This is a genomic window from Paraglaciecola polaris LMG 21857 (assembly GCF_000315055.1).
GTDB classification, from domain to species: Bacteria; Pseudomonadota; Gammaproteobacteria; order Enterobacterales; family Alteromonadaceae; genus Paraglaciecola; species Paraglaciecola polaris.
The window spans coordinates 118,379-142,337 of record NZ_BAER01000024.1; the positions used below are offsets into that span (position 1 = coordinate 118,379).

Genomic DNA, 23,959 nt, shown 5'->3' on the forward strand with positions numbered 1-23,959 from the left:
ATGGGGGAAAATAGTGTAATGTTGCAGACGAACACCGCAAATTTGTGATAATTTATTCTAGTATTTGCTCGCAAGTGGTAAATATTTATTTGAGGTGCACACCCCCCCAATTCAATAAACGATAATAATAGCGCGTCAGCGCATAAATAAGGTTCTATATGGAATGGTATTCTATTCTTCCGCCGATCATCGCAATTGTAGTAGTTTTTTGGCGCAAAGAAGTAATATTGGCACTCATTTTGGCTATTTTTTCAGCTGAAGCTTTACTTGCCTATCGGCGAGGCGGTGAGTTTTTATTCAGCGGTGTTATTGGCTCAGTTGAACGGGTAATTGAAATAGCGAGTTCAGCGGGCAATGCACGTATATTAATTTTTAGCATGTTAATTGGTGCGCTGTTGGCTTACATCCGTAATTCAGGTGGCGTGACGGCGACCGTTGAAATGCTTATCAGTAAAGGGGTTGCCAAGAGTAAACGACAAGTAGGGCTACTTACCATGTTCACCGGTATTGTGGTGTTTATTGAATCGAATCTAAGCGTGTTGGCGTCGGGTATTTTGTCGCGGGGTTTGTACGACAAATTTAAGATGAGTCGAGCGCGCTTAGCCTATGTTATAGACAGTACGAGTGCCCCTGTGTGCATTTTAATTTTACTCAATGGTTGGGGGGCATTTGTATTAGGCCTGCTAAGCAACTACGAACTTGAAGAATCTCCTGTTTCTATTTTATGGGGCACGATTCCTTTTAACTTTTACGCGATTATCGCGCTGTTGATTGTCACCTACACCATAGTAACCGATCGGGTACATGGCCCGATGCGAGAAGCAGAGCGTGAGATGCAACATAATAATGATGCCAGTCTGCCTATCCCGGCTAGTAAAGCTCGTTTTATGCTGATTCCGTTAGGTACCATGATCTTCGGTATGATTGGCTTCATGTTATGGACCGGTAACGGTGACATAGCAGCGGGCAGTGGCAGTAAGTCTGTGCTTTATGCAACAGTATTAGCGTGCATGGTGGCTTACTTTTTACTGATCAGTGCTAAAAAGTACACGCACAAAGAATTAGTGGACGAGGGTTTTAAAGGTATGGGAGAGATCCTACCTTTAGTGACTATTGTACTGTTTTCATTAACCTTGGGTGGTAGTTTGAAAGAGTTAGGCACTGGCATATTTGTCGCTAACCTAGTCGGTGACTATTTACCTTTGTCCTTGATTGTTCCTGTGTTGTTTTTAGCGGGAGGAATTATGTCATTTACTACAGGTACATCCTGGGGTACGTTCGCCATTTTAATCCCTATCGGTGTGCCTTTGATCCAAACACTGGGCCTGCCACCTTCTTTGGTGCTAGCCGCTATACTAGGCGGCGGTGTATTTGGGGATCATTGTTCTCCCATTTCTGATACCACAGCCGTTTCATCGATTGCATCGGGTTGTGATTTATTAACCCACGTACGTACCCAAATGCCTTATGCGTTATTTGGCGGGGCACTGGCATTCATTGCTTACTTTATTGCCAGTTTGATTATGCTTTAGTCGTTAATATTGCTGCTTAATGCGTCACGTTCCCATCGATAATCATTCGATTTACGTGGCGTTTACTTCCCATATAAACAATAACAGCGAAAAGGAGATTTGATGAAAAATTCACTTATGCTCGTATTATCGATACTTGTGCTTAGTGCCTGTGGTGAGCAAAAACAGCAATCCGCTGTTGCTATGCCGGATGCGTTTAGTGCGGATGTTGCTAAACAGATTATGCAGGATGGTGGAAATGCTGTTGATGCAGCTATTGCAGCGCAGTTTGTGTTAGCGGTAACTTTACCTGAGGCCGGTAATATTGGCGGCGGTGGTTTCATGCTGGTCTATAAGGATCAACAGGCTGATTTTATTGATTATCGCGAGCAAGCTCCCTTGGCCGCTCACCGAGACATGTACCTAGATGAGCAAGGCAATGTGGTGCCTTATCAATCTGTTATCGGTATTTTGTCATCAGGTGTTCCAGGTACGGTTGCGGGCATGTGGTTAGCCCATGAAAAATATGGCACCTTACCTTGGAAAGACTTAGTAGAACCCGCAGTGAAGCTCGCCGCAGATGGTTTTGTGATGTCAGAAAAGCTTGCCGGTTACATCAGTCGCTATAGTCAGCATTTAAAAGACAATAAATTTGCAGTTAATTTTGACGATTACTTTGCATCGGCAAAAACGGGTGACGTATTTAGACAGCCTGAACTTGCTGCGACGTTAGCACTTATACGTGACCAAGGCCGTGATGGTTTCTATAAAGGAAAAACCGCCAAAATCATTGCCAACTTTATGGCTCATCACCAAGGGTTAATTAGCGAGGATGATTTGGCACAATACGAAGCCAAGTCAAGACAACCAATTTCGGCTAAATGGCGTGAATATCAAGTGTTAACATCGCCACCGCCTAGCTCTGGTGGTATCGCGATTATTCAATGGTTAACTATGTACGACCAGTTAACTGCGGGCAAAGCAAAACTAGAACACAATTCGGCCCCTTATGTGCACGTATTAGCCGAAGCGGGCAAGCGTGTTTTTGCCGATCGAGCGGAATATCTGGGGGATCCTGACTTTATTAAAGTACCGGTCGCAGAGTTGATAAACCCTGATTACATCGCTAAACGTGGCGCAGATATCAGTATGGATCGTATTTCTGTCACTGAGCTTATTAAGCCCGGCTTAAAAGAAAGTGAGGAAACGACCCATTTTTCGATTGTTGATAAATGGGGTAATGCAGTGTCGAACACTACAACGATTAATTTAGGGTTTGGCAGTGGCGTTGTGGTTGAAGGGGCAGGCTTTTTGTTGAATGATGAAATGGACGACTTCAGTGCTAAACCTGGTGTGGCGAATGTGTTTGGCGCAGTAGGTGGAGAGGCGAATGAAATTCAACCTAAAAAACGTATGTTGTCATCCATGACACCCACCATAGTGCTCAAAGACGGTAAAGTCAGTGTGGTGACAGGCTCACCAGGGGGGACAACGATTATTAGTTCAGTGTATACCTCAATATTGAATACGTTAGAGTTCGGCATGAGTGCACAAGAGGCGGTAGATGCCCCCCGTTTTCATCATCAGTTATTGCCGAAGGATACCATCCGTTATCATCAGGGCTTGACGCCTGACGTGGTCAGCGCACTAAAGAAGATGGGCTATATCATGGATAACAGTCGATTTGGTGATTTGCATACTATAGTGGATCGGGATGGCAAACTTGAGGCCGGCTCTGAATCCAGTGGGCGTGGTAAGTCGATTGTATTTTAGTCTCTAAATTGAATTAAAAAACGGTTGCAGACTTTTGGGGGCAACCGTTTTTTTGTATCAATTAGTTCCCTACGTTAACGTTTATTTAATGCTGGTGTCCGCCATCTAATGCGTGACCTTTGTCATCATAAAAGCCCGAAGCCCCTTTTTCGATAAAGCCTAAGGTAACCATTTTCGTTAAAAAGGCATCACTGTGATCATCGCCGATATCAGCAAAATCGGTACTTTGATAAGCAGCGCGTCGGTCAAAAAATATGTTGATTTTGCGTGTGTCGCTGGTGACGTTTTGCAACGTCCATACTTCCTGGGTACTTCCTTTTTGCCAACTGTAGTAGCTGACTAAGTTTTGCTGGGTTAAGTAGCGCACTTCGATTTTGGTGTCACCCATGCTTTTAGTGTATATCCGTGTTTGCTCACAACCTGCGCCAGTTTCTTGTTGAACATTTAATTGTGATAGTAAGGTGTCGGAAATAAGCTTATAGCGGTAATTCCAGTCTGATTCTGCTTTTCCATGCACCTTTTCACCAGGTTGGTATTCGATGGCACGTTGTTCATTATCAAAAAACCGCGTGGGTTTTATCAGCTGATTTTTGGCTAAATACCAACTTTCGGTAATGTGGGTTTGCGGGTATTGATGGGCGACAGTTTTACCGTTTCGCCACAACACTAATTCGCTAGTATGGTGCTTGTTGCCATCGGTTGCGGTAATTTGATAGCTGGCTGTCAATTTGGTTGGAGAAATGTCACAAGTCGCAAATGCCTGGCTCGCATACAGTGAAATAATTAAAAATAATGATGAACGCATGATGTACTCCGGAATTTATGGTGATCGAATTGATAAGTGGCGCGTCAGTTTCTAATGATGTGCATGTGGTGTATTACCGGGCTCAAGTTCGTTGTACCGATCCTGTACTTAAACAGAACTATCCTGAGTACTTCAAATAATAAAAATATGCTCGCCGTGTTGATCATGCTACAAAAACTAACGAAAAGAAGCAGGGCGCGCGCCCTACTCATATAGCGCACCGTTACTCTGGTGATTGAGCCGCATTAGCTTTGTTCGTTAAGTCAGCAGCAAAGTCCATGATGTGATACAGCATACTTTGCTCATTGGTACCGTTGACTAACAATGCAGCTGGGCCACTGGCGTAAACGCCAACATCTTCACCTGAATGCGTCTCAGAGGAAAATGGCACAAGCGCTTCTTGATGGTATCCCGTTGTAGTGGTGTCTATGTCAGCTAAGTCTTGTCGACCTGCTGCAATCTCAAGATTGTAGGCTTCATCAGCGTCCGTTTCGCTACCAAGGTTACGAAAACCTAAGCCGTTGGTGTAACCTAATGTGGTGTATGGCATATCATCGGCTGCAAGCGCGGGCATTTCCTCGCCAACATTGACCACTTTCCCTAAAATAGGGTTACCACGTTTAGGGTAACCAGCAATGGTAAATACATGACCATGATCCGCGGTCACCAATATTAAGGTTTCGCTTGGATCGGTATTATCGATAGCGCTTTGTACGGCATTGGCAAATTCGATGGTGTCGGTTAACGCATTGTAAGCACTGCCAGCATGATGGCCGTGATCAATCCGCCCTGATTCCACCATCAAGAAGAATCCATCGTCGTTGTTATCTAGTATCTGAATCGCTTTCTTAGTCATTTGGCTAACTGAAGGTTCGCCAGCGACGTCATTTTTGCGGTCGGCTTCGTATTGCATGTGTGACTCATTGAATAAGCCAAAAACGCGCTCGGTTGTTTCGGTATTAATGCCGTTGAAACCGGTTTCGTCCATGAGAAATACACCATTGGTGTATTTCTCTTGCCACTCAGCGGTTAAGTCACGGCCGTCAGTGCGATCTCCTTCTATTTCACTTACGGCATCAGTGCTGTTAAACGCAGGATCTTTAGGTAAAAAGTGACGACGTCCGCCACCAAAAGCCACTTCGATACCATCTACATCAATACCGCTAATACGGGCTTCAAGGTTAGCCTCGAAGTTTACAAGTTGTTGGGCAATATCTTCACAGCCAACGGTAATCGCTGCTTGAGGCATATCCGAAATATCTTCCCAGTTACGGTCAGCCGATTTTGCATAGGTCGCAGCGGGAGTCGCATGGGTGATACGGGCAGTGGAGATAATACCCGTCGATTTACCCGCTATTTCAGCTAGCTCTAACGCGGTGATTAATTCATTACCTGCTACAGTAGAGCAGTCGCCACGTTCAATGTTTTCGTTAACACCAATTACGCCCACATCGGTTTTTACACCGCTCATCATAGCGGTCATTGTACCTGCTGAGTCCGGGGTTTGAGCATCGACATTATAGGTTTTAGCTAAGCCTGAAAACGCCAGCTTATCGAAGCTAAGTTGGTTTTCCTCCCCTAGATTACCTTTGCGTTGACCATCGAGAATACGTGATGCGGTTACAGTTGAAATCCCCATACCGTCACCTACGAACAGGATGATATTTTTGGCACTGCCACGCAGGCTTGATATACTTTTAGCTGCTACTTGTGGCGTTGTGTCTGCTGTGCTTTTTGCCGCCGTTGTGTTGGTCGCATCTAACCAAGTTTGACGGGCAGCAGAGACTTCTTGCTGCCCGTCAATGAACCAGTCGTTGTTTACATTGCTGAGTAATGCGCTGCTACTCACACTCGTAACGCCCGGTGTGCAAACATATTCTGTGGCGTTAATTTCTGTTGATTCGAGCGTACCACTGGCATCTGCGTCGATACCTGATTCAATTTGTACACCACTATTTGGGCAATTTACATCGCCAGTCGCCAGCGCTGTTTGTACGATAAGGCTACTTGTACCGTTGCTTCCGTTTGTACCATCATCGCCATCATCCACACAGGCTGTCAAACCCATTACTGCAAGCGCAATTAAACTTAAATTTACGTTTTTCATATTATTTCCCTACCTATTCCTGAATTAAATCAAGCGCTTGTTCGATGATGTGAAATACAACGCTTTGCTCTATTACGCCCTGTACTAACTGCGAACCTGGGCCGCTAGCATGTAAGGCGACGTCTTCACCCGAATGAGTTTCTGAACTAAGTGGAATAAGTGCTTCTTGGTGATAACCCGAGGCCGTGGTATCCACGTTTGTGATATTCATACGACCTGCAGCAATTTCTTGGTTGTAACTGGCATCAGCATCAGTTTCTGTTCCAAGATCCTGAAAGCCTAAACCATTGGTATAACCCAACGTCGTGTAGGGCATGTTATCAGCCGCTAATGCGGGCTCTGTTGCACCAACTGAAACCACCTTGCCTAATATAGGATTACCGCGTTTGGGATAACCAGCTATGGTGAATACGTGACCATGGTCAGCGGTGACCAAAATAAGCGTTTCTTCTGGATTGGTATTTTCCATTGCGGATTGAATTGCGTTTGATAACTCAATCGCATCCGTGAGTGCGTTATACGCGCTACCTGCATGGTGACCGTGATCAATGCGACCTGATTCAACCATAAGGAAAAATCCTTTTTCGTTGTTGTCTAACACATCGATCGCTTTAGTGGTCATCTCAGTCAATGATGGTTCACCTGCAACGTCATTAGCGCGATCGGTTTCGTATTGCATGTGTGACTCATTAAACAAACCAAATAGATGCTTTGTGTTAGCTGCATCCACTGCGTCAAAGCCAGTTTTATCCATAACATAAACGCCGTTGGCGTAAATATCTCGCCACTCTTGAGTCAGATCACGTGCGTCAGTGCGATCACCTTCCACTTCGCTGACGGCGTCAGCACTGTTAAATGCGGCGTCTTTGGGTAAAAAGTGACGACGACCGCCACCCATAACCACTTCAAGTCCGTCAACGTCAACGCCTTCGAAGCGTGCTTCTAAGTTACTTTCGAAGTGAACCAGTTGATCAGCAATATCTGTACACCCAGCAGCTACTGCAGCTTCTGGCATATCTGATACATCTTCCCAGTTACGGTCAGCTGATTTTGCATAGGTTGCTGCGGGCGTAGCATGGGTAATACGAGCGGTAGAAATAACACCCGTTGCCATGCCTTTAATCTCAGCTAATTCTAATGCGGTAGACACCTCATTACCTGCAACCGTCGCGCACTCACCGCGTTCAATATCCTCATTGACGCCGATTACACCTACATCGGTTTTGAGACCAGATATCATTGCTGTCATCGTACCTGCTGAATCTGGCGTTTGCGCATCAACATTGTAGGTTTTAACAAGCGCGGTATGCTGGAAAGACTCGAAGCTTAAGTAGCCTTCTTCGCCCGGATTGCCAGCCTGTTGCCCCTGTAAAATGCGTGCAGCGGTCAGCGTCGAAACACCCATGCCATCGCCAACAAATAAAATTACGTTTTTGGCTTTAAATTGATTATTTGTTTGTAATTTTGTGGCTAATTTGGTTTGTGCATCGGTGTACCAACTGCTGTCAGTCTGATAAGTAGGTACGACGTCAGCGTGCAGCGCAGTGGAAACAGCGAATGCGAGTGCACTGGCTGTTGCGATCCAGTTTTTTTTCATGCTTATTATCCCGAATTTGATGTGCTTTTGGTTGTTTTTGCTACTGGTGAGCCCAGTAACCGCAGAGCTAGGGTAAGGGAGTCATATGAATTATCGCTGACACTTTTTTGACAAATTGGTGACGTTAATAGGGCATTACTGTGGCAAATTTTTTAACGAATGATCAACGAGTGGAATAGCAGCGCACGAAAACAGCAAAGTTGTGGGTGTATTCTTAGCCGTAAATATACCCTTAAGGTTGCTCAGATGAAGGTAAATTTAGCGTGAAGGATGGCCTGAGCCTATGCTTGATTCTCTGCTTTTCTGCGCTTGAAAAAGGGATGTGCTGTTAGTTCTATTTTGTCTTGGGTTACCTTCAGAATACTGCCTTGATCGTACCAATCCCCTAATACTATACGCTTAGCGGGTAAGCCATTTACATTGAAATTATGAATAGCGGGGCGATGAGTGTGCCCATGTATCAAACGTTGCACGTCGAAACGCTGCATAGTGTCTTCTACTTCCTGCTGGGTGACGTCCATGATTTCCGTGCTTAGCTGCTTTTGATTTTCTTTGCTTGTAGCTCGTCCGTTATCCGCTATTTTCTGACGAGTGGACAAAGGCAGGCATAGTACTAATCTTGGCCACCACCAACCTCGGGCTTTGCGTCGGAATTTTTGATAGGCCACGTCTCGGGTACAGAGTTCGTCACCGTGGGTTATTAAGGTTGGTATGCCATATAAATCAACGACAACCTGTTCAGGTAAAAGCGAAAACCCAGCCTGGGTAGCAAAACGCTGGCGTATTAAAAAATCACGATTACCATGAATAAAATAAATCTTAACCCCGCTGTCAGCCACCCGTTTAAACTCCCGGGCGATTGCTTGGTTAAAAGGGGTTTGATTGTCATCACCTATCCAGACTTCGAACAGATCACCCAACACGTATAACGCATCAGCTTGAAGAGCGTCGTGCTGCAAAAACTGAAACAAACATTGACTAATGTCTTCGCGTTCAGCTGACAAGTGTAAATCGGCAATAAAATAGCTAAATGACATACAGTAGGGCTCGATATGAGGCTTATTCAGAATAAATAAGCCTCGATAATGGGATTATTCGCTTATTTCAACTTTTTGAATAACCACATCTTCAACAGGTACATCTTGATGATAACCTGAGTTACCTGTTTTCACGTCTTTGATTTTGTTTACCACGTCCATACCGTCAGTCACTTTGGCAAATACGCAGTAACCCCAACCGTCGCCAGATTCGCTGCGGAAGTTTAAGAAGCTGTTGTTCGCCACATTGATGAAAAACTGTGAGCTAGCTGAATGAGGCTCGTTTGTGCGTGCCATTGCTAACGTACCAATTTCGTTGGCCAAACCGTTGTTTGCTTCGTTTTTGATGGTCGCTTTAGTTGTTTTTTGCTCCATACCCGGCTCAAATCCGCCGCCTTGAACCATAAAACCATCAATAACACGATGGAAAATGGTGTTGTCGTAGAAACCTTCTTTAGCATAACTTAGAAAGTTAGCAACGGTTTCAGGCGCCTTGTCTGTGAAAAGCTCGATGCTTACCGCACCGTAATTAGTATGAATTGTGACCATTATAATGCCCTCAGATAAACCATAAAAATAAAAGTACGTCATTCTAACGTAAAGCGAAGCGCTTTTTAAGCAGTTGATTCATATTGATTAATGCGAGGTGGGTGACTCAGTGATAGAATCGGCCTTTGGGTGTGCATTCGCGCGCCAATTTATAGACTCATTTATTATCAATAGGAAGCCGGTTAATGCTGCACATATACAACACACTGACTCGACAAAAAGAGCTTTTCACGCCTTTACATGAATCGAAAGTAGGGTTGTACGTGTGCGGTATCACAGTGTACGACTTGTCACACATGGGACACGCTAGAACGTACTTGAGTTTTGACTTGATGGTACGTTTTTTACGTCACAAAGGGTACGAAGTGAATTACGTACGTAATATCACCGATATCGACGACAAAATTATTCAGCGCGCCAATGACAATAATGAAACCACCAGTGAATTAACTGCGCGTACCATTGCCATGATGCATGAAGACTTTGCTGCCATTAACTTGCTGCCTCCTGATATTGAGCCTCGTGTTACCACTCATATGCCTGAAATTATCGCCATCATCGAACGTTTAATCGCTAACGGCCATGCCTATCAAGCTAAGTCCGGCGATGTGTTGTTCGACGTCAGTTCCTACCGTGATTACGGTAAGTTGAGCAAACAAGATTTAGAGCAACTCAATATGGGATCGCGTGTGGATGTCGATAACGACAAAGACGATCCCATGGACTTTGTACTATGGAAGTCGGTTAAACCAGGCGAGCCAAGTTGGGCATCACCTTGGGGAAAAGGTCGCCCAGGCTGGCATATCGAGTGTTCTGCCATGAATCAAAAACACTTGGGTGAGCATTTTGATATACACGGTGGTGGCTCTGATTTGATTTTTCCACACCATGAGAATGAAGTCGCTCAGTCATGCTGTGCTTATAACACTCCTTACGTAAATTACTGGGTGCACACCGGTATGGTACAAGTGGATAGTGAGAAAATGTCTAAATCCCTTGGCAACTTTTTCACTTTACGTGATGTACTGAAGCAACATGATTCAGAAACCTTACGTTACTTCTTAATGTCTGCCCATTACCGCAGCCAGTTAAGTTACTCAGAAGGTAATATCACCCAAGCGCGCAGCGCACTTGAGCGTTTATATACCGCGCTGCGTGACGTGGTGGCAAGTGACAAGGTAGATATGCAAAGTGGTGATTATCTTGTGCGCTTTGATAAAGCGATGGATGACGACTTTAATACACCTGAAGCCATGGCTGTGTTGTTTGATTTAGCGCGGGGAATTAATAAAGCCAAAACTGAAGGTGAAAGCGGGGCTGAGCGGGCAAGTAACTTAGCCGGAATATTGCTTAACTTAGGGCAGGTGTTAGGTATTTTGCAACGTAGCCCTAATGATTATTTGCAAGGTGATGAGCAAGGCGGCGATGAAAGCGCGCAAGTTGAAGCGCTCATTAAAGCGCGAAATGATGCTCGCTCGGCCAAAGATTGGCCCGCAGCTGACGCTGCTCGTGATGCGCTAAATGCGCTGAATATCGTGTTAGAAGATGGGCCAAATGGCACCACCTGGCGCAAAGGCTAAGTCAACATCTATGACTTGAGCTTCATGTTTACATTTTAAATGCAAAAAAGGTGAACAGACCACTGTTCACCTTTTTATTTAACGGTTTTTGAAGGTGTAAATGGCGACTTATAAGGTTAATAGCTGCGTTAAGACTTGAATTATTGGAGATGAATAATAGATAAAGTATGGGGCGCATCAGCTTGACTGTTAACCATTTCAGGGCTATCAAAAACAGCGTCAAAGTTCATAATTATCATATCCTTACCACGAATAATAAGCTCCGATGCGGCATCAATTTCGCCTGTTGCACCATTGGTATCACCGTTTTGTGCAATCAGCGCACGGTCACCCTGCATGTCTATGCTATATATGGCGTTAGCAAACAAGTCAGTCACATAAAGTTTATTAGTACGCTTATCCCATTTTATGCCGTCTGTAGCGCGCATACCATCGTTGAACAAGCGCGTCTCAACCTTGTTATTGTATTTGTCCATAGTCGTTTTCAGTACTGACCCATCTTCCATTATGGTGGTATAAATATTACCAACACCATCAATGGTTAGTCCGTTTGCGCCAAATTTGAGTTTGCCACTTGATATGAAACGTTCAAACAAATGTTTGTCGTGAATTCGGTTGCTAATAAAAGGTTCGATATGCGCCGGACGGTCAGCGGATAATTCAGCCAAGTTGAGCTTATAGATACCACTAATTGTTTTACCATCTTGAACTTTGAGTACAGTATCAGAGACAAACAAATCACACCCTTTAAATACCAAACCATTTGGGAAAAGCAAGCCGCTGGCGACCACATCTGTACTAACGGCTTTCCCCTCTACTACGTTGATACGTAAAATACGCGACTTGTATTGATCGTTAAACCACATTTGCATATCCGCCACATACGCATTGCCGTCGGGTCCAAAAGCAATTCCCATTGGCGCAACCTTGCCTGTGGTGGGCTCCATATCCGCATCAGTAAATGTGTACCAAGTGCTCAACTTATTATCTTTGTCCACTTTGCCTATCGTTGGTAAAGCGGGAGTTGTCATTAATCCAGCTTTGATTAATGTATCGTTGTGGAAGTTAGGAGATGTGAAGTAAATATTGCCGTGGCTATCTAGATCACTGCTAGCCGGAGAATTAAAAGTGTTAGGCAATGTCATTAATAACCCAGCAGACTGTTTTGCAAAAACACTCTGCAGCCCAAGCAAACTGATAATCAGTAACGTTAATCTAAATATAGAACTCATTTTTTGTTTCCTACCTATTGTTTTACAAGTAGCCAGTAGCTTACATCCTGCTTATTATCTTTATAATCCACGTTTTAACTGAATTAGAATATAGTTTCTATTGATAATGTGTGAATTCGCAAAGACCTACTAACGTACCTCAATTGGACGAGATGCCGTGCAAAATGAGTGGATTCTGGTGGGTTGTCAATACATGACCTTTGAGCTTCACGCCAGTGTTTAATGGCGTCTGCAATTTATCAGGTGGGCATGGAGGGAGCAATTTGATTAGTCTAATACGTATTGATTACTGATTGAAACGGGCTAACGGATAAGCACTAACCCTTTGTTATTTCAGCGTAAATATTAACCTTAGGCTAGCCAGCTTGGTATAGTGTCTTCGTGCTCGACGATAAGTGACGAGAGTATTAAAGATTGATCTATCATATCTCTGCCAGAGATAAGATTTTCTTTATGATGTTTTTCGATGGTAAACGGATACGTATTGTCGCCCTCGGTTACCGCTTGTGCCGGTAAATCAACACGTAATTGCGTATCCGGTTTTGCTTCAATCATCTGCGCTAGGTATTTTATGTCGTCTTTGTTTAATACAATTGGCACGATTAAATTATTGATACAGTTTGCGTAGAATATATCGGCAAAACTGGGGGCAATAATCACTTTAAATCCGAAGTCTGCTAGCGCCCAAGGAGCATGCTCTCGACTTGACCCACAACCAAAATTTTCCCCGGCTAACAGGATTTCAGCACCTTTATATTGTGGTAGGTTAAGGATGAAATCTGCTGCGAGTTGGGTGCCTTGTGCGTCGGAATAGCGCCAGTCGTGAAATAAGTGTTTTCCGTAGCCAGTTCGAGTAACACCCGTTAGAAACTGCTTAGGCAATAGCTGGTCTGTGTCAACGTTGGCTTTTAAAAAAGGCAGAGCGTTAGCGTGTAAAACTGAAAAACCTGACATTTTTATGCTCCTATTTAAATGTTCTGATATCGGTGAATTTACCGACTATGGCAGCAGCGGCAGCCATTTCGGGACTCACTAAATGGGTGAAAGCCCCACGCCCTTGCCGACCGACAAAGTTACGATTACTGGTTGATGCGCAGCGTTGTCCTGCCGTTAATACATCGTCATTCATGCCTAAGCACATAGAGCAGCCAGGTAACCGCCATTCAAAACCAGCTTGTAAAAATATCTGATCGAGACCTTCTAGCTCAGCCTGATGTTTCACCGCCGCAGAGCCAGGCACGACGATCGCGCTGACCTTAGGCGATATTTTATGGTTACCTATTACGCTGGCAGCTTTGCGTAAGTCTTCGATGCGGCTATTGGTGCAAGAACCAATAAATACATGACTGATTGACACATCACTGAGCATTTGCCCAGGGACGAGTTGCATGTAAGTTAATGCTTGGATAGCCGCTTCTTTTTCCATTGCGTTGGTCACTGAGTCTGGACAAGGGATCGGTTTATCTATGGCAACGACTTGCCCTGGGTTTGTGCCCCAAGTTACTTGGGGGGCTATGTCATTTGCGCGAAGCAGTACTTCTTTATCAAACCTTGCTCCTTCGTCACTTTTTAGCGTTTTCCAGTGTGTTAATGCGTCGTTCCATTCCCTGCCATTTGGGCTGTGTCGGCGGGTTTGTAGATAGGCAAATGTGACATCGTCAGGAGCTATGATCCCAGCTTTGGCACCGGCTTCTATACTCATATTACAAATAGTCATACGCTGCTCCATGCTCATTTTTTCTATGGCTTGGCCACAATACTCAATGACGTGCCCCGTTGCTCCTGCATGACCTATGTGACCTATAACTGCCAGTATAATGTCCTTGGCAGTTACGCCCGCGCCCAATTTGCCGTCAATGCGAATGCGCATACTTTTTGCCTTACTCTGGCGTAAGGTTTGCGTGGCAAGCACATGTTCAACCTCCGACGTGCCGATACCGAATGCCAGAGCGCCGAATGCACCATGAGTGGCTGTGTGGGAGTCACCACATACCACCGTCATACCGGGTAATATAAGGCCCATTTCAGGCGCCATAACATGCACGATACCTTGCTCTTTACTGCCTACGGGGTAAAGCACAATACCGTGATATTGGCAGTTATGGACTAATGTGGTCAATTGCAACGCGTTTAACGGGCCACACGCATCAAGTGCTAAGGAGCGCGTCGATACGCTGTGATCCATAGTAGCTATGGTTTTATGGGGGCAACGTACATGGCGTTTTTTTTGTTTTAGGCCATCAAATGCTTGTGGTGAGGTCACCTCATGTATCAGGTGGCGGTCGATATAGAGCAGTTGTTGCTTACTATTTTGTTGCGTAGCGTTTTTTGCGGGAGCAGCGGAAATAGCATGAGCTTCCCACAATTTGTCATAGAGGGTTTTGGACACGTTTGTCACCTTGTATCAATATTTTATGGATTACAGCTGGGCCAGGGCACCACACAACTCTTCTAGGGATACCACCACACCATATTTAGCATTGATGTCGTGTAAACTGGCATTGTGAGCGGTTAAATTTCGATCGCCGCAGCCCTGAGGTACCACAAAAACAGGGTAATCGTGTTGTAAACCGTCTACCGCGGTCGCTCTTACGCAACCGCTGGTGGTTAATCCGACAACCACAATTGAATCCGCATTTTTGTTTTGTAAATGTGTGTGCAAATCGGTTTTAAAAAAACCGCTAGCCCAGCACTTTTCAATAATGGGCTCATCTGGTCTGGGGGTTATTCTTGGGTCAATCTGTACCCACTTACTGTTGGCTTGTAGTATGTTTAAGTCCGGCAGTCGGGTACGAAATACGCGAGCTTGTTGCTCATTGTGGTACACCACAGTGGTGTATAAAATGGGCAAGTCTCGGGCTCTGAATTGTTCAAGCAGATGCTTAATGTTGTCTACTTCAGCTGTGAAATCTCCCCCTAATCGGCTCTCTGATTGCGTAAACCCCAATGACATGTCGATGATCACCAACGCTGGGCGTGAGCCAAGCGTTAGTGAACCAACGGATAAATCATGATCGTTCGTGGTCTTTTTGTTCACATGATTTCCTCTATCCACGATTAAGCTCGAGCTCGAACAAAGCGTGGTGTTTCAGGTGCAGGAAGACCAGTTTCTTCTAAGCAGCGGGCTTTTATTTCTTCAATAGTGCCACCAAAGTCGAATAATTGCGTTTCGCCTCGAGCATTACTGAGCTTTTCTCGTAATGTTACGGTTTTCGTTAACTCAACGTGGCCATTTTCTATTATTACGCCATAACGTTTCGCCCCTTCAATGGACACCAAACCGCGATTTACGTCGTCCAAAACATGAGCCGGTTCACGCAAGTATGGGTCACCCCAACCACCACCACCCCAAGTGTTAAAGTACAGTACGTCGCCTTTTTTAACTTCGATGCCATCACACTTTGCCGGCAAGGTTTGCTGTGTGCCATCTGCTCGGTGAATTACTTTTGTTGAACGCATACCAGGCGTGCCACCGTTTACACCCCAAGGGTACGTTAACCAACGATCATCATGGATAGCGATTGATCCATCGTTTAAGAATCGATAAGCAACCGACAACCCGTTTCCACCTCGGTATTGTCCTGCGCCACCTGAGTCGACGATGGTTTCATATTTATCTACCTGTAGCGGGAAATAAGCTTCGATGAATTCATTGGGAACATTAGTAAACCCCGGCCACAACGAGTGGCCATCTGGACCGTCTCCAACAGGACGACCCGGGATCCCACCAAAACCAATCTGAAATAATTGAAACCACTCGCCGTTATCATCGTAACCAGAATAGAACAGGTGTGGAGAGTCAGAAAACCCCGCTGCGTTCATCGCTTCTGGCGCTCCTTGACCGAGTAACCCACCCATTACGTCGAAAATACGTCCTAGGGCATGAGTTCTGCCAGACAATGCCGCAGGAAAGTGTGGTTTAAGCAGGCTGCCTGCCGGGATGTGCACATCCACTAAATCGTAAAATCCATCGTTAAATAAAATTTGTGGATCGACCAAGTTAATGGTGAAAGAGCCAAAGAACATTTTGAACATGTCTTCGTTTAGGTAAAAATTGATTGAGCTTTGTGCTTGCGGATCGGTTCCTTCGAAGTCAAAAAATGCGCGGTCACCTTCGCGCCACATTTTACACTGAATTTTATACGGGCCCATGCCCACGCCATCGTCACAGACATAGTCCACAAAGGTTCTTGGCTCTTCTGGTACCAACATATTTATAATGGCACTCATGGCGACACGGTTTCGTTCAAGCATGATCTCCATGGTGGAATAAAACACGTCGTCGCCAAAGCGTTCTGAAATTTCAATGCAACGTTTAGCGGCGGTATTACAGGCCGCAACTAACGCATTAAGATCGAATCTATTCCACTGAGGGGTACGCACGTTGTGTAAAATTAAATCCAACAAGTCAGATTGTAACTCGCCTTTTTTATACAGCTTAGTGGGGGGGATCCTAATGCCTTCTTGGAAAATGCTTTCGGCTTTGATCGGTATTGAGCCTGGCACCATACCGCCGTTATCAGACATATGCCCAAACATTGCAGACCAAGCAATGTGGCGGCCTTCTCTAAAAATAGGCACCAATACAATCCAATCTGGAAGGTGAGAAACCGCCGCATTGGTCATATAGGGATCGTTAGTCAAAATGATATCGCCTTCTTCAAGCTCCCCTTCAAATGCATCCATGAAGCCGTGAATGAATGAGCCGAATTGACCTACTACCATTTTGCCATCTTTATTGGCAATCATAGGGAAACAGTCACCTTGCTCACGTATGCCAGGGCTCATTGCTGTTCTGAATAACACGGCGTCCATTTCTTCCCGTGCGTTGCTTAGGGTATTTTCAATGATATCTACGGTTACCGTGTCTACATCGACACGGCCCAGAGGCGACGTATTGCTTTGTTTTATTTTATTATTCATGTTCGTCTCCTAAAACTTTATTGGATTGATGAGAATATTACCGACAACGTCTACTGAGGCTTCATAGCCAGGCAGAATGACGGACGTTGAATCCATTTCACATATAATGGCAGGGCCATGTAGGCAGATGCCTTGATGCATCTTATTTCGGTCGTATATAGGGGCGGTGTGATATTCACCTTCGAAATAAATTTTGCTGTGGGCGATAGTACAATCTGCAAGCGTAGCGCCTGCGGTTCCACGTGGCATGGTTGGTAGCTCGCCGCTGCTGGCAGTGGCAATGGCACGGATCATAACGATTTCGTGTCCTTCTTCTAAGGCAAAGGTAAAGAGCTGAGTGTGCTCTTTATCAAATTGCGCTTTTAAGACATCCAATCCATTGGCTTGTAGTTCGCTTAGGGTGAATTCAACAGACAATTGAAAGGCTTGTCCTGTGTATCGCACATCGGCTTGAAAGGTAAGATCTTGTGCGTCTGCAGGGATCCCGTCTGCTAAAAGTGTGGAACAGGCTTTCTCTTGTAACTCAATAAGAGCACTGGTGAGTTCCTCTTTAGTGCTGTTTTTGAGCAGTTTCACATAGGTACGGGATGCTTCATCTCGCACCTGCGTGGTGGCATCACCGTAGGCACACAAGACACCGGGTCCGGGAGGAATTATTGTCGGCCAAGCTTGCGTTAAAATACCCAGTGCATTGGCATGCAGAGGACCCGCACCGCCGAACCCCACTAAGGCGAAGTCTCGTGGATCGAACCCTTGCTCAACAGAGACTAAACGAAGGGCACCAAACATAGCTTCGTTGGCAATTTTGATTATACCTTCGGCTGCTTCTTCAACGGATATACCCATAGCATCGGCAACTTTTTTTACGGCCGCTACCGCGGCGCTCTTATCGATCGCCATGGCACCTCCTAGTTGAACGTCAGAAGGTAAGTAGCCCAGTACAACGTTTGCATCACATACCGTCGGTTCGGTTCCGCCTTTCATGTAGGCGGCAGGTCCGGGTTTTGCACCAGCTGATTCGGGACCTACTCGCAGGGCTTTGGTTAGCTCAGGTACAAAAGCGATAGAGCCACCGCCTGCTCCCACTGTACGTACATCCACCGAAGGTGCGCGCACTGTTACATCGCCAACACGCGTTTCGCGACGAACGCGAGCTTTAGCGTCTTGAATAAGGGCTACATCTGTCGAGGTACCGCCCATATCAAAGGTCAATATGTCGTTAAATCCGGCTTTACTACAAAAATGTATGGCACCAGATACCCCGCCAGCGGGTCCAGACATTAACAAGTTAACTGGACTTTCGGCTGATGAGCGAGCGGATGCTAAACCACCGTCAGAACGTAAAATAGATAAATGTAAATCGTTACCCATTTTACCCATTAGCGATTGACTCAAATTATCCACATATCGTGCGACTTCAGGTCTAACGTAGCTGTTGACTACAGTGGTTTCGGTGCGCTCATATTCTTGCATTTCAGGCACCACATCACTGGATATGGAGATGGGAACATCCGTAAAAAACTCACTGGCAATGTTCTTCGCTTGTTGCTCGTGGGCACCGTTTAAATAAGAATTTATAAAACAAATCGTTAACGCTTCGACTTGGCCGGTATTTTTAAGTTTTAGCAGTTGTTCTCGTAAGGCGACTTCATCTAATTCGGTAACCGTTTGTCCTTTTGCACTCATGCGCTCGTCTGCTTCTATGGTCAATTCGAGCGGGGCGAGTAGAGGCTTTTTGACAAAGCTTACCCAACCACCTAAGCCACCGGGGCAAAAAGACCTTGCCACTTGCAGCACTTGCTTGTAGCCCTTAGTGGTCACTAGACCTACCTTTGCGCCTTTGCCGGTTAATACCGCATTGGTCGCGACAGTAGTGCCATGCATGACTCTGCCGATTTTACTCACATCGACACCTGACTCTTGGCAGATACGGGCAATACCATTGAGTACCCCGACAGATGAATCTTCTGGCGTTGAGGGAACCTTCGCCGTGTGTGTTTCACCCGTTATTTCATTAATCAACAGTAAGTCAGTGAACGTACCGCCTACATCTACACCTAATCGATAACTCATATTGCTCTCCGATGTAAGGCTAAATTAGCCCCTTAATTGTTATAATATTTTTCCATCCAGGATTTCGCTTTACCGCCGGTCGCGGTGCCCGTTAAGGCAATGGCTACATTAGATGCTTTTAACAGTAATGGGATATTGATACCGGTATCAAAACCCATTTGCTCAAGCATCATGACGACATCCTCAGTCGCCACATTTCCGCTGGCGCCAGGGGCAAAAGGACAGCCCCCTAAACCCGCTATTGAGGCATCGAATTTGCGAATACCTGCTTCAATTGCAGCATATGTATTGGCAAGCCCCATGGCTCGAGTATCATGAAAATGACAAGATAATATGTCGCTATCGAATCGGCTTACTAAGCCACCCATCAAGCTTTGTACTTGGGCGGGATTTGCTGCACCGATAGTATCGGCAATGACAATACCGCTCGCACCTGCTTCAATAAGTTGTTCGGTTACGCGGTACACCTCATCGGGCGCTATTTTCCCCTCGAACGGACAGGCCCATGCAGTCGCTACGTAGGCTTGCACATTTGCCCTTTTTGATTTTGCTAAACTCAGTACATCCCGACTCACATTGACACTCTGCTGGGTTGTCATGCGAATATTTTTCTCATTCATAGTGTTTGATGCAGCTATTACCAGCGACGTCAGGGGCACGTTTGCTTCAAGGGCTAACTCGAACCCTTTCATATTTGGGATAAGTGCTGAATACCGCGCACTTCCTTTGGGTAACATGGCAAATAAGTCCGCGGTTCCCGCCATAGCGGGAACCGCTTTAGGAGACACAAATGCACCCACTTCTATTTCAGGCACACCTGCAGCTTCAAGGGCCAAAATCAGACTCAAACGTTGCTCTAAATTAAGTACCTTGGGTTGATTTTGTAAACCATCACGGGGACCCACGTCGTTAATGGTGACTTTATTTGATGCCATTAGCCGATTACCTTTGCTGTTTTCAGGCGTTTAACTTCTTGAGCGTCCATACCTAATAATTCGTTCAGCACTTGGTCGGTATGTTGACCTAGCCCAGGGGCGGCAGTGAAGGTTTCTTCGTTGGTTCGTGAGAACTTAATAGGGTTGCCAGGCCCCTTGGTTTTATATCCTTCAGGGTCTGATAACTCCACAACCATATTACGGTGCAATACTTGCTCGTCGCTCAGGGCTTGGGAGAACTTATTGACTGGCGCACAAGGGATACGCGCTTTTTCAAGTAGGTTTATCCAGTGTGCTGAGGTATTTTTAGACAGCACCTTGTTGAGTGTTTCGTTGATGAAGTCTTGATCTTTCCAGCGACCGGGTTGCGTGTCATATTCTGGTTTATCGAATTCGGCTACCTTTAATAAATCTTTCAAATTTTGCCAGAAATTATCGGTGATAACGGCAATGACAATGTGCCCATCAGCCGTGGTAAAGGTATTGTATGGCACGTGTACGAAGTGCGAGTTGCCGATAGGATAGGGGTCTTTACCTGATATAAAATGCATCGTTGCCATGTAATTCAGTAAAGAAATTTGGCAATCGAGCATAGACACGTCAACGTCTTGTCCTTCGCCACTGCGCTCGCGTTCAAGTAAAGCCGCTTGAATACCCATGACGGCAAACATTCCGCCGCCTAAATCGCCAATGGGGATACCAGCTCTAATTTGTTGATCAGGACCGGCGCCAGTAATCGACATGCCGCCACCCATTGCTTGTGCAACTTGGTCAAAGGCAGGGCGTTTGAATCCGGGACCATCGTTACCAAATCCCGTGATTGAACAAGAAATAATCCGTGGATTCACTTCTTTGAGGTGCGCATGGTCAATTTTCAAACGGGTAGGCACACCGGCTCCGAAGTTATTAATAACAACATCTGATTTTTTGACTAAATCGTAGAATACCTTTAATCCTTCGGGCGACTTAAGGTCTATACAGACGCTCTGTTTATTTCGGTTAAGCGTAATGAAATACGCCCCCATGCCGTTAATAGAATTTTCAGGGTCGTTGGCCAGTAACGAGCGTGTGCCTTCACCTTTTAGGGGTTCAACTTTAATTGTTTCAGCACCTAAATCGGCTAAGATCATCCCGCAATAAGGACCAGACAACATATGCGTTAAATCAATGATACGCAGTCCTGATAAGGGTTTATTTTTCACTATAAATTACTCCAATGTGGAAAAGCCAAAGGGCTTTGGAAATTAGAAACGATAAGCAAAGTCAACACCGTAAGAACGCTGGGCTGAAGGATGTAAAAAGGATCCTCCAAACTCAGGTGTGGGTATCACTTCTTGTAGATAATTTTCATCAGTCAGATTTTTAGACCAAAGGGCCAGAGTCCAGTTTTCACTGTCTAGACTGACACGTAAATTAAGGGTGCTGTAGGCGTCACGCGTAGCGTTTGAAAAATCAACCGAGTGCGGGCCAGCGGGTACACCGCCACCTAAGGTGCCAAAGAAGTCCCAAATAGTAGGGGTTTGTTCATCTTGCAGCGTATGGAAGTAAGTTTGACCCACGTACTGCCAATCAATACGGCTGGTCATAAATAGATCTTCGGCTAACGAGTAGTCCCAGCTAACGCCAAGTGTGTAGGTTTCATCCGGTGATTGAGGCGCCGTATTGCCAACGGAAAGTGGACGGTTTTTATTTTCTTTTATTTCACTATCAAGTAAACCAACACCAGCAAAAATACTGACATCTTCCGTTACTTGGGCTTTTATATCCATTTCGAAACCTTGGATTTTAAGCTCATCGATGGTGGTAACCGCGCGAATTAGGCCAAATGGACCTGCGAAAAATTCAAAGAATTGGTTGTCGTCAACGGTTGTGTCGAATATTGCGCCGTTGAGTTTAATAAGGTCATCGAACAAGCTTGATTTAAAGCCTAACTCGATGTTAGTGGTGACTTCTTTGTCATATTCATCACTGACTAATAATTGTGCATTGACCGCATCACCAGGGCTACCATCACCTGTGGCGTTGAACCAAAAATCAAGGGTTGCCTCAGTACCAATGGAATTGAATCCACCGCTTCTAAAACCGACACCGTAGCTGGCATACCAGTTCCAATCATCGCTGGCAGCGTATGCTAGGGTTACCTTAGGCTGCCAGTGACTGAACGTACTATTTCTGTCGGGTATACCATCTGGGTTTGCAGTAAATGCAGGGTTGATGGGACCCACTACGCCGTCAATTATGGTGTTTATGTTGAGGCCCGAAGCACTGACATTGGGTACGTTATTGCTAACATCTCGAGATTCATGATCGTAACGCAACGCTACTGACAGCTCCCACTGTTCGTTAAAGTCATACTCGAGTTGACCAAATGCAGACATGACCGATGTATCAAACGTATCATCGAATAAAAGATCTGTAGGGTTAGGACCAGTTGCTGGGATGTAGGCTTGCTTTAAAAAGCCTTGACCTGTGTCTGCCCCATAGGCAACAACGACGTCTCGTTCAATTTCTGCAAAATATAAACCGGCGATCCAACGTAACGGGTCACTTGGCGAGTCAGAGGTGAAGCGCAGCTCACCACTGAAGTCTGATTGACTGCGCTCTTGGAATTGATACCCGTCACACGATGTCGGGGTGAATGGACCGTATACGCCAGTGAATTCAACGCCGGGGGCGAAAACACCAAAAGGAGCAAAAAACTCTCCGAATAAATCGGTTCTACCCGCACCACCGATAGCTGTTGGGGCGTTATTCAACGTGGCGCGATCAGTTTGACATTGGGCGGTAAGCTCATAACCGTAAAAAGAAGCACTGGTGCCATCAGATAACAGGGTTTCCTCTAAGTCGTTGTAGGCAAGTACCGCGGTGACATCAAAGCCGTCTAAATCCAGGTCTGCTTTTAGTGATGTTTCAAAGGTAGATTGTTCGTTTATGCCCGGCACGTTGAAGGCGAAAATAAAATCGTGCTCGTTGACGTCGGCAAAATAAGCAGGCTGATTAAACGCGTCGACAAATGACGGCAAAGCAAAAGCCGCATTGTAGTTAATGGCTCCGCCCTCTACGTCACTGACGCTGGCGCGAAAGTCCAATGTGAGAATATCGGACGCGTCCCATATTAATCGGCCTCGAATATTGCTGTCTTCCAAATAATCCACTGAGTCGTCAGCACCGGTGAATGCATTAGTGTAAAAACCATCTGTGGTGTTACGACTTGCTGATAAGCGTCCGCGTACGGTGTCTGAGAGTGCACCAGATATAACACCACTGGCTTTTTGGGTATCGTTATTGGCCAAACCGATCTTAACTCGACCTTCAAATTCATCAGAAGGCTGTTTAGTGGTGACTATGATTGCTCCTGCCACTGCATTGCGACCGTACAATGCACCCTGTGGGCCTTTTAACACCTCAATTTGTGCTACATCGAATAATTCTTCGTTGAAGCCATTTGGATTGGTCATCAGCACACCGTCGACTACATAGGCAAATGTTGATTCAGCGTCACGGGTTGAAACTATCCCTCTGATGGTAACTTGGGTATCGCCTACGTTTGATGCATCGACCATTGTAATGTTTGGGATCAATCCTATAGCGTCACCCGGTCGTTCTATCCCTGCGTTTTCAATAACCTTTTCTGACAGCGCTGTAATCGCAATGGGCACTTCTTGTAGGCTTTCAGGTCGCTTGCGCGAGATACTGATAATTTCAAGTTGTTCATTTGATGCCGTTTTTTCTTGCGCTTTAGCATCAGCAAGAGGATAAAATCCGCTGCTGAGCGCTAATATAATGCTGCTGGTTAAGGTATTTAGTCGCAGATCTGCCATGGTGTGTTCTCCGTTA

General features: G+C 45.5%; 17 protein-coding genes. 3 read left to right on the top strand and 14 right to left on the bottom strand.

Annotated features, from left to right (window positions below; all coding sequences use genetic code 11):
- Positions 1-158: 158 nt before the first annotated feature.
- Together GPLA_RS04980 and ggt are read left to right on the top strand one after the other, a co-directional pair.
- Positions 159-1,532 (top strand): Na+/H+ antiporter NhaC family protein, encoded by a 1,374-nt coding sequence (locus tag GPLA_RS04980; protein WP_007103752.1) that lies wholly within the window; start codon positions 159-161, stop codon positions 1,530-1,532.
- 102 nt (positions 1,533-1,634) lie between these two features.
- Entirely contained in the window at positions 1,635-3,284 is a 1,650-nt protein-coding gene (ggt, locus tag GPLA_RS04985; protein ID WP_007103753.1) for a gamma-glutamyltransferase, read from the top strand.
- An 85-nt stretch (positions 3,285-3,369) separates the two neighbouring features.
- On the opposite strand, the gene GPLA_RS04990 is transcribed toward ggt, so the two are convergent.
- The 5 genes from GPLA_RS04990 to GPLA_RS05010 all read right to left on the bottom strand — a co-directional run bounded on the left by GPLA_RS04990 (position 3,370) and on the right by GPLA_RS05010 (position 9,379).
- Positions 3,370-4,089, bottom strand: coding sequence for a hypothetical protein (locus tag GPLA_RS04990; RefSeq protein WP_083882000.1), 720 nt, complete (start codon positions 4,087-4,089; stop codon positions 3,370-3,372).
- 223 nt (positions 4,090-4,312) lie between these two features.
- Positions 4,313-6,196, bottom strand: coding sequence for an alkaline phosphatase (locus GPLA_RS04995; RefSeq protein ID WP_007103757.1), 1,884 nt, complete (start codon positions 6,194-6,196; stop codon positions 4,313-4,315).
- A gap of 13 nt (positions 6,197-6,209) precedes the next feature.
- On the bottom strand, positions 6,210-7,793 hold the full coding sequence (locus GPLA_RS05000; RefSeq protein ID WP_007103758.1) for an alkaline phosphatase: 1,584 nt from the start codon (positions 7,791-7,793) through the stop codon (positions 6,210-6,212).
- Positions 7,794-8,074: 281 nt separating this feature from the next.
- Entirely contained in the window at positions 8,075-8,830 is a 756-nt protein-coding gene (lpxH, locus tag GPLA_RS05005; protein ID WP_007103759.1) for a UDP-2,3-diacylglucosamine diphosphatase, read from the bottom strand.
- Positions 8,831-8,884: 54 nt separating this feature from the next.
- Complete coding sequence (locus GPLA_RS05010) at positions 8,885-9,379, bottom strand: peptidylprolyl isomerase (RefSeq protein WP_007103760.1); 495 nt, start codon at positions 9,377-9,379, stop codon at positions 8,885-8,887.
- A gap of 185 nt (positions 9,380-9,564) precedes the next feature.
- Here GPLA_RS05010 and cysS point away from each other — a divergent pair, with 185 nt between their 5' ends.
- Positions 9,565-10,959, top strand: a complete 1,395-nt coding sequence (gene cysS / locus GPLA_RS05015; RefSeq protein WP_007103761.1) for a cysteine--tRNA ligase — start codon at positions 9,565-9,567, stop codon at positions 10,957-10,959.
- A 140-nt stretch (positions 10,960-11,099) separates the two neighbouring features.
- On the opposite strand, the gene GPLA_RS05020 is transcribed toward cysS, so the two are convergent.
- From GPLA_RS05020 to GPLA_RS05060, 9 genes are all read right to left on the bottom strand, one after another.
- On the bottom strand, positions 11,100-12,191 hold the full coding sequence (locus GPLA_RS05020; RefSeq protein ID WP_007103762.1) for an NHL repeat-containing protein: 1,092 nt from the start codon (positions 12,189-12,191) through the stop codon (positions 11,100-11,102).
- 351 nt (positions 12,192-12,542) lie between these two features.
- Positions 12,543-13,145: a 3-isopropylmalate dehydratase small subunit gene (gene leuD / locus GPLA_RS05025; RefSeq protein ID WP_007103763.1), complete on the bottom strand. Its 603-nt coding sequence runs from the start codon at positions 13,143-13,145 to the stop codon at positions 12,543-12,545.
- A 10-nt stretch (positions 13,146-13,155) separates the two neighbouring features.
- Positions 13,156-14,580, bottom strand: a complete 1,425-nt coding sequence (gene leuC, locus GPLA_RS05030; protein ID WP_007103764.1) for a 3-isopropylmalate dehydratase large subunit — start codon at positions 14,578-14,580, stop codon at positions 13,156-13,158.
- Between the two features lie 30 nt (positions 14,581-14,610).
- Positions 14,611-15,228, bottom strand: a complete 618-nt coding sequence (locus tag GPLA_RS05035; protein ID WP_007103765.1) for an isochorismatase family protein — start codon at positions 15,226-15,228, stop codon at positions 14,611-14,613.
- 20 nt (positions 15,229-15,248) lie between these two features.
- The gene (locus GPLA_RS05040; RefSeq protein ID WP_007103766.1) at positions 15,249-17,114 is read right to left on the bottom strand and encodes a hydantoinase B/oxoprolinase family protein; all 1,866 of its coding nucleotides are present in this window, start codon (positions 17,112-17,114) and stop codon (positions 15,249-15,251) included.
- A gap of 9 nt (positions 17,115-17,123) precedes the next feature.
- Complete coding sequence (locus GPLA_RS05045) at positions 17,124-19,187, bottom strand: hydantoinase/oxoprolinase family protein (RefSeq protein WP_007103767.1); 2,064 nt, start codon at positions 19,185-19,187, stop codon at positions 17,124-17,126.
- Positions 19,188-19,219: 32 nt separating this feature from the next.
- On the bottom strand, positions 19,220-20,122 hold the full coding sequence (locus GPLA_RS05050; protein WP_007103768.1) for a hydroxymethylglutaryl-CoA lyase: 903 nt from the start codon (positions 20,120-20,122) through the stop codon (positions 19,220-19,222).
- Positions 20,122-21,324: a CaiB/BaiF CoA transferase family protein gene (locus tag GPLA_RS05055; RefSeq protein ID WP_007103769.1), complete on the bottom strand. Its 1,203-nt coding sequence runs from the start codon at positions 21,322-21,324 to the stop codon at positions 20,122-20,124. Before GPLA_RS05055 ends, GPLA_RS05050 begins: the two co-directional genes overlap by 1 nt.
- 42 nt (positions 21,325-21,366) lie before the next feature.
- Entirely contained in the window at positions 21,367-23,943 is a 2,577-nt protein-coding gene (locus GPLA_RS05060; protein WP_007103770.1) for a TonB-dependent receptor, read from the bottom strand.
- Positions 23,944-23,959: the final 16 nt, after the last annotated feature.

Coding starts and splice junctions, on each gene's coding strand:
- GPLA_RS05000 (WP_007103758.1), bottom strand. CDS start 7,793: ATGAAAAAAAACTGGATCGCAACAGCCAGTGCACTCGCATTCGCTGTT.
- leuD (WP_007103763.1), bottom strand. CDS start 13,145: ATGTCAGGTTTTTCAGTTTTACACGCTAACGCTCTGCCTTTTTTAAAA.
- GPLA_RS04990 (WP_083882000.1), bottom strand. CDS start 4,089: ATGCGTTCATCATTATTTTTAATTATTTCACTGTATGCGAGCCAGGCA.
- lpxH (WP_007103759.1), bottom strand. CDS start 8,830: ATGTCATTTAGCTATTTTATTGCCGATTTACACTTGTCAGCTGAACGC.
- GPLA_RS05060 (WP_007103770.1), bottom strand. CDS start 23,943: ATGGCAGATCTGCGACTAAATACCTTAACCAGCAGCATTATATTAGCG.
- cysS (WP_007103761.1), top strand. CDS start 9,565: ATGCTGCACATATACAACACACTGACTCGACAAAAAGAGCTTTTCACG.
- ggt (WP_007103753.1), top strand. CDS start 1,635: ATGAAAAATTCACTTATGCTCGTATTATCGATACTTGTGCTTAGTGCC.
- GPLA_RS05020 (WP_007103762.1), bottom strand. CDS start 12,191: ATGAGTTCTATATTTAGATTAACGTTACTGATTATCAGTTTGCTTGGG.
- GPLA_RS05040 (WP_007103766.1), bottom strand. CDS start 17,114: ATGAATAATAAAATAAAACAAAGCAATACGTCGCCTCTGGGCCGTGTC.
- GPLA_RS05010 (WP_007103760.1), bottom strand. CDS start 9,379: ATGGTCACAATTCATACTAATTACGGTGCGGTAAGCATCGAGCTTTTC.
- GPLA_RS04995 (WP_007103757.1), bottom strand. CDS start 6,196: ATGAAAAACGTAAATTTAAGTTTAATTGCGCTTGCAGTAATGGGTTTG.
- GPLA_RS05045 (WP_007103767.1), bottom strand. CDS start 19,187: ATGAGTTATCGATTAGGTGTAGATGTAGGCGGTACGTTCACTGACTTA.
- GPLA_RS05050 (WP_007103768.1), bottom strand. CDS start 20,122: ATGGCATCAAATAAAGTCACCATTAACGACGTGGGTCCCCGTGATGGT.
- GPLA_RS04980 (WP_007103752.1), top strand. CDS start 159: ATGGAATGGTATTCTATTCTTCCGCCGATCATCGCAATTGTAGTAGTT.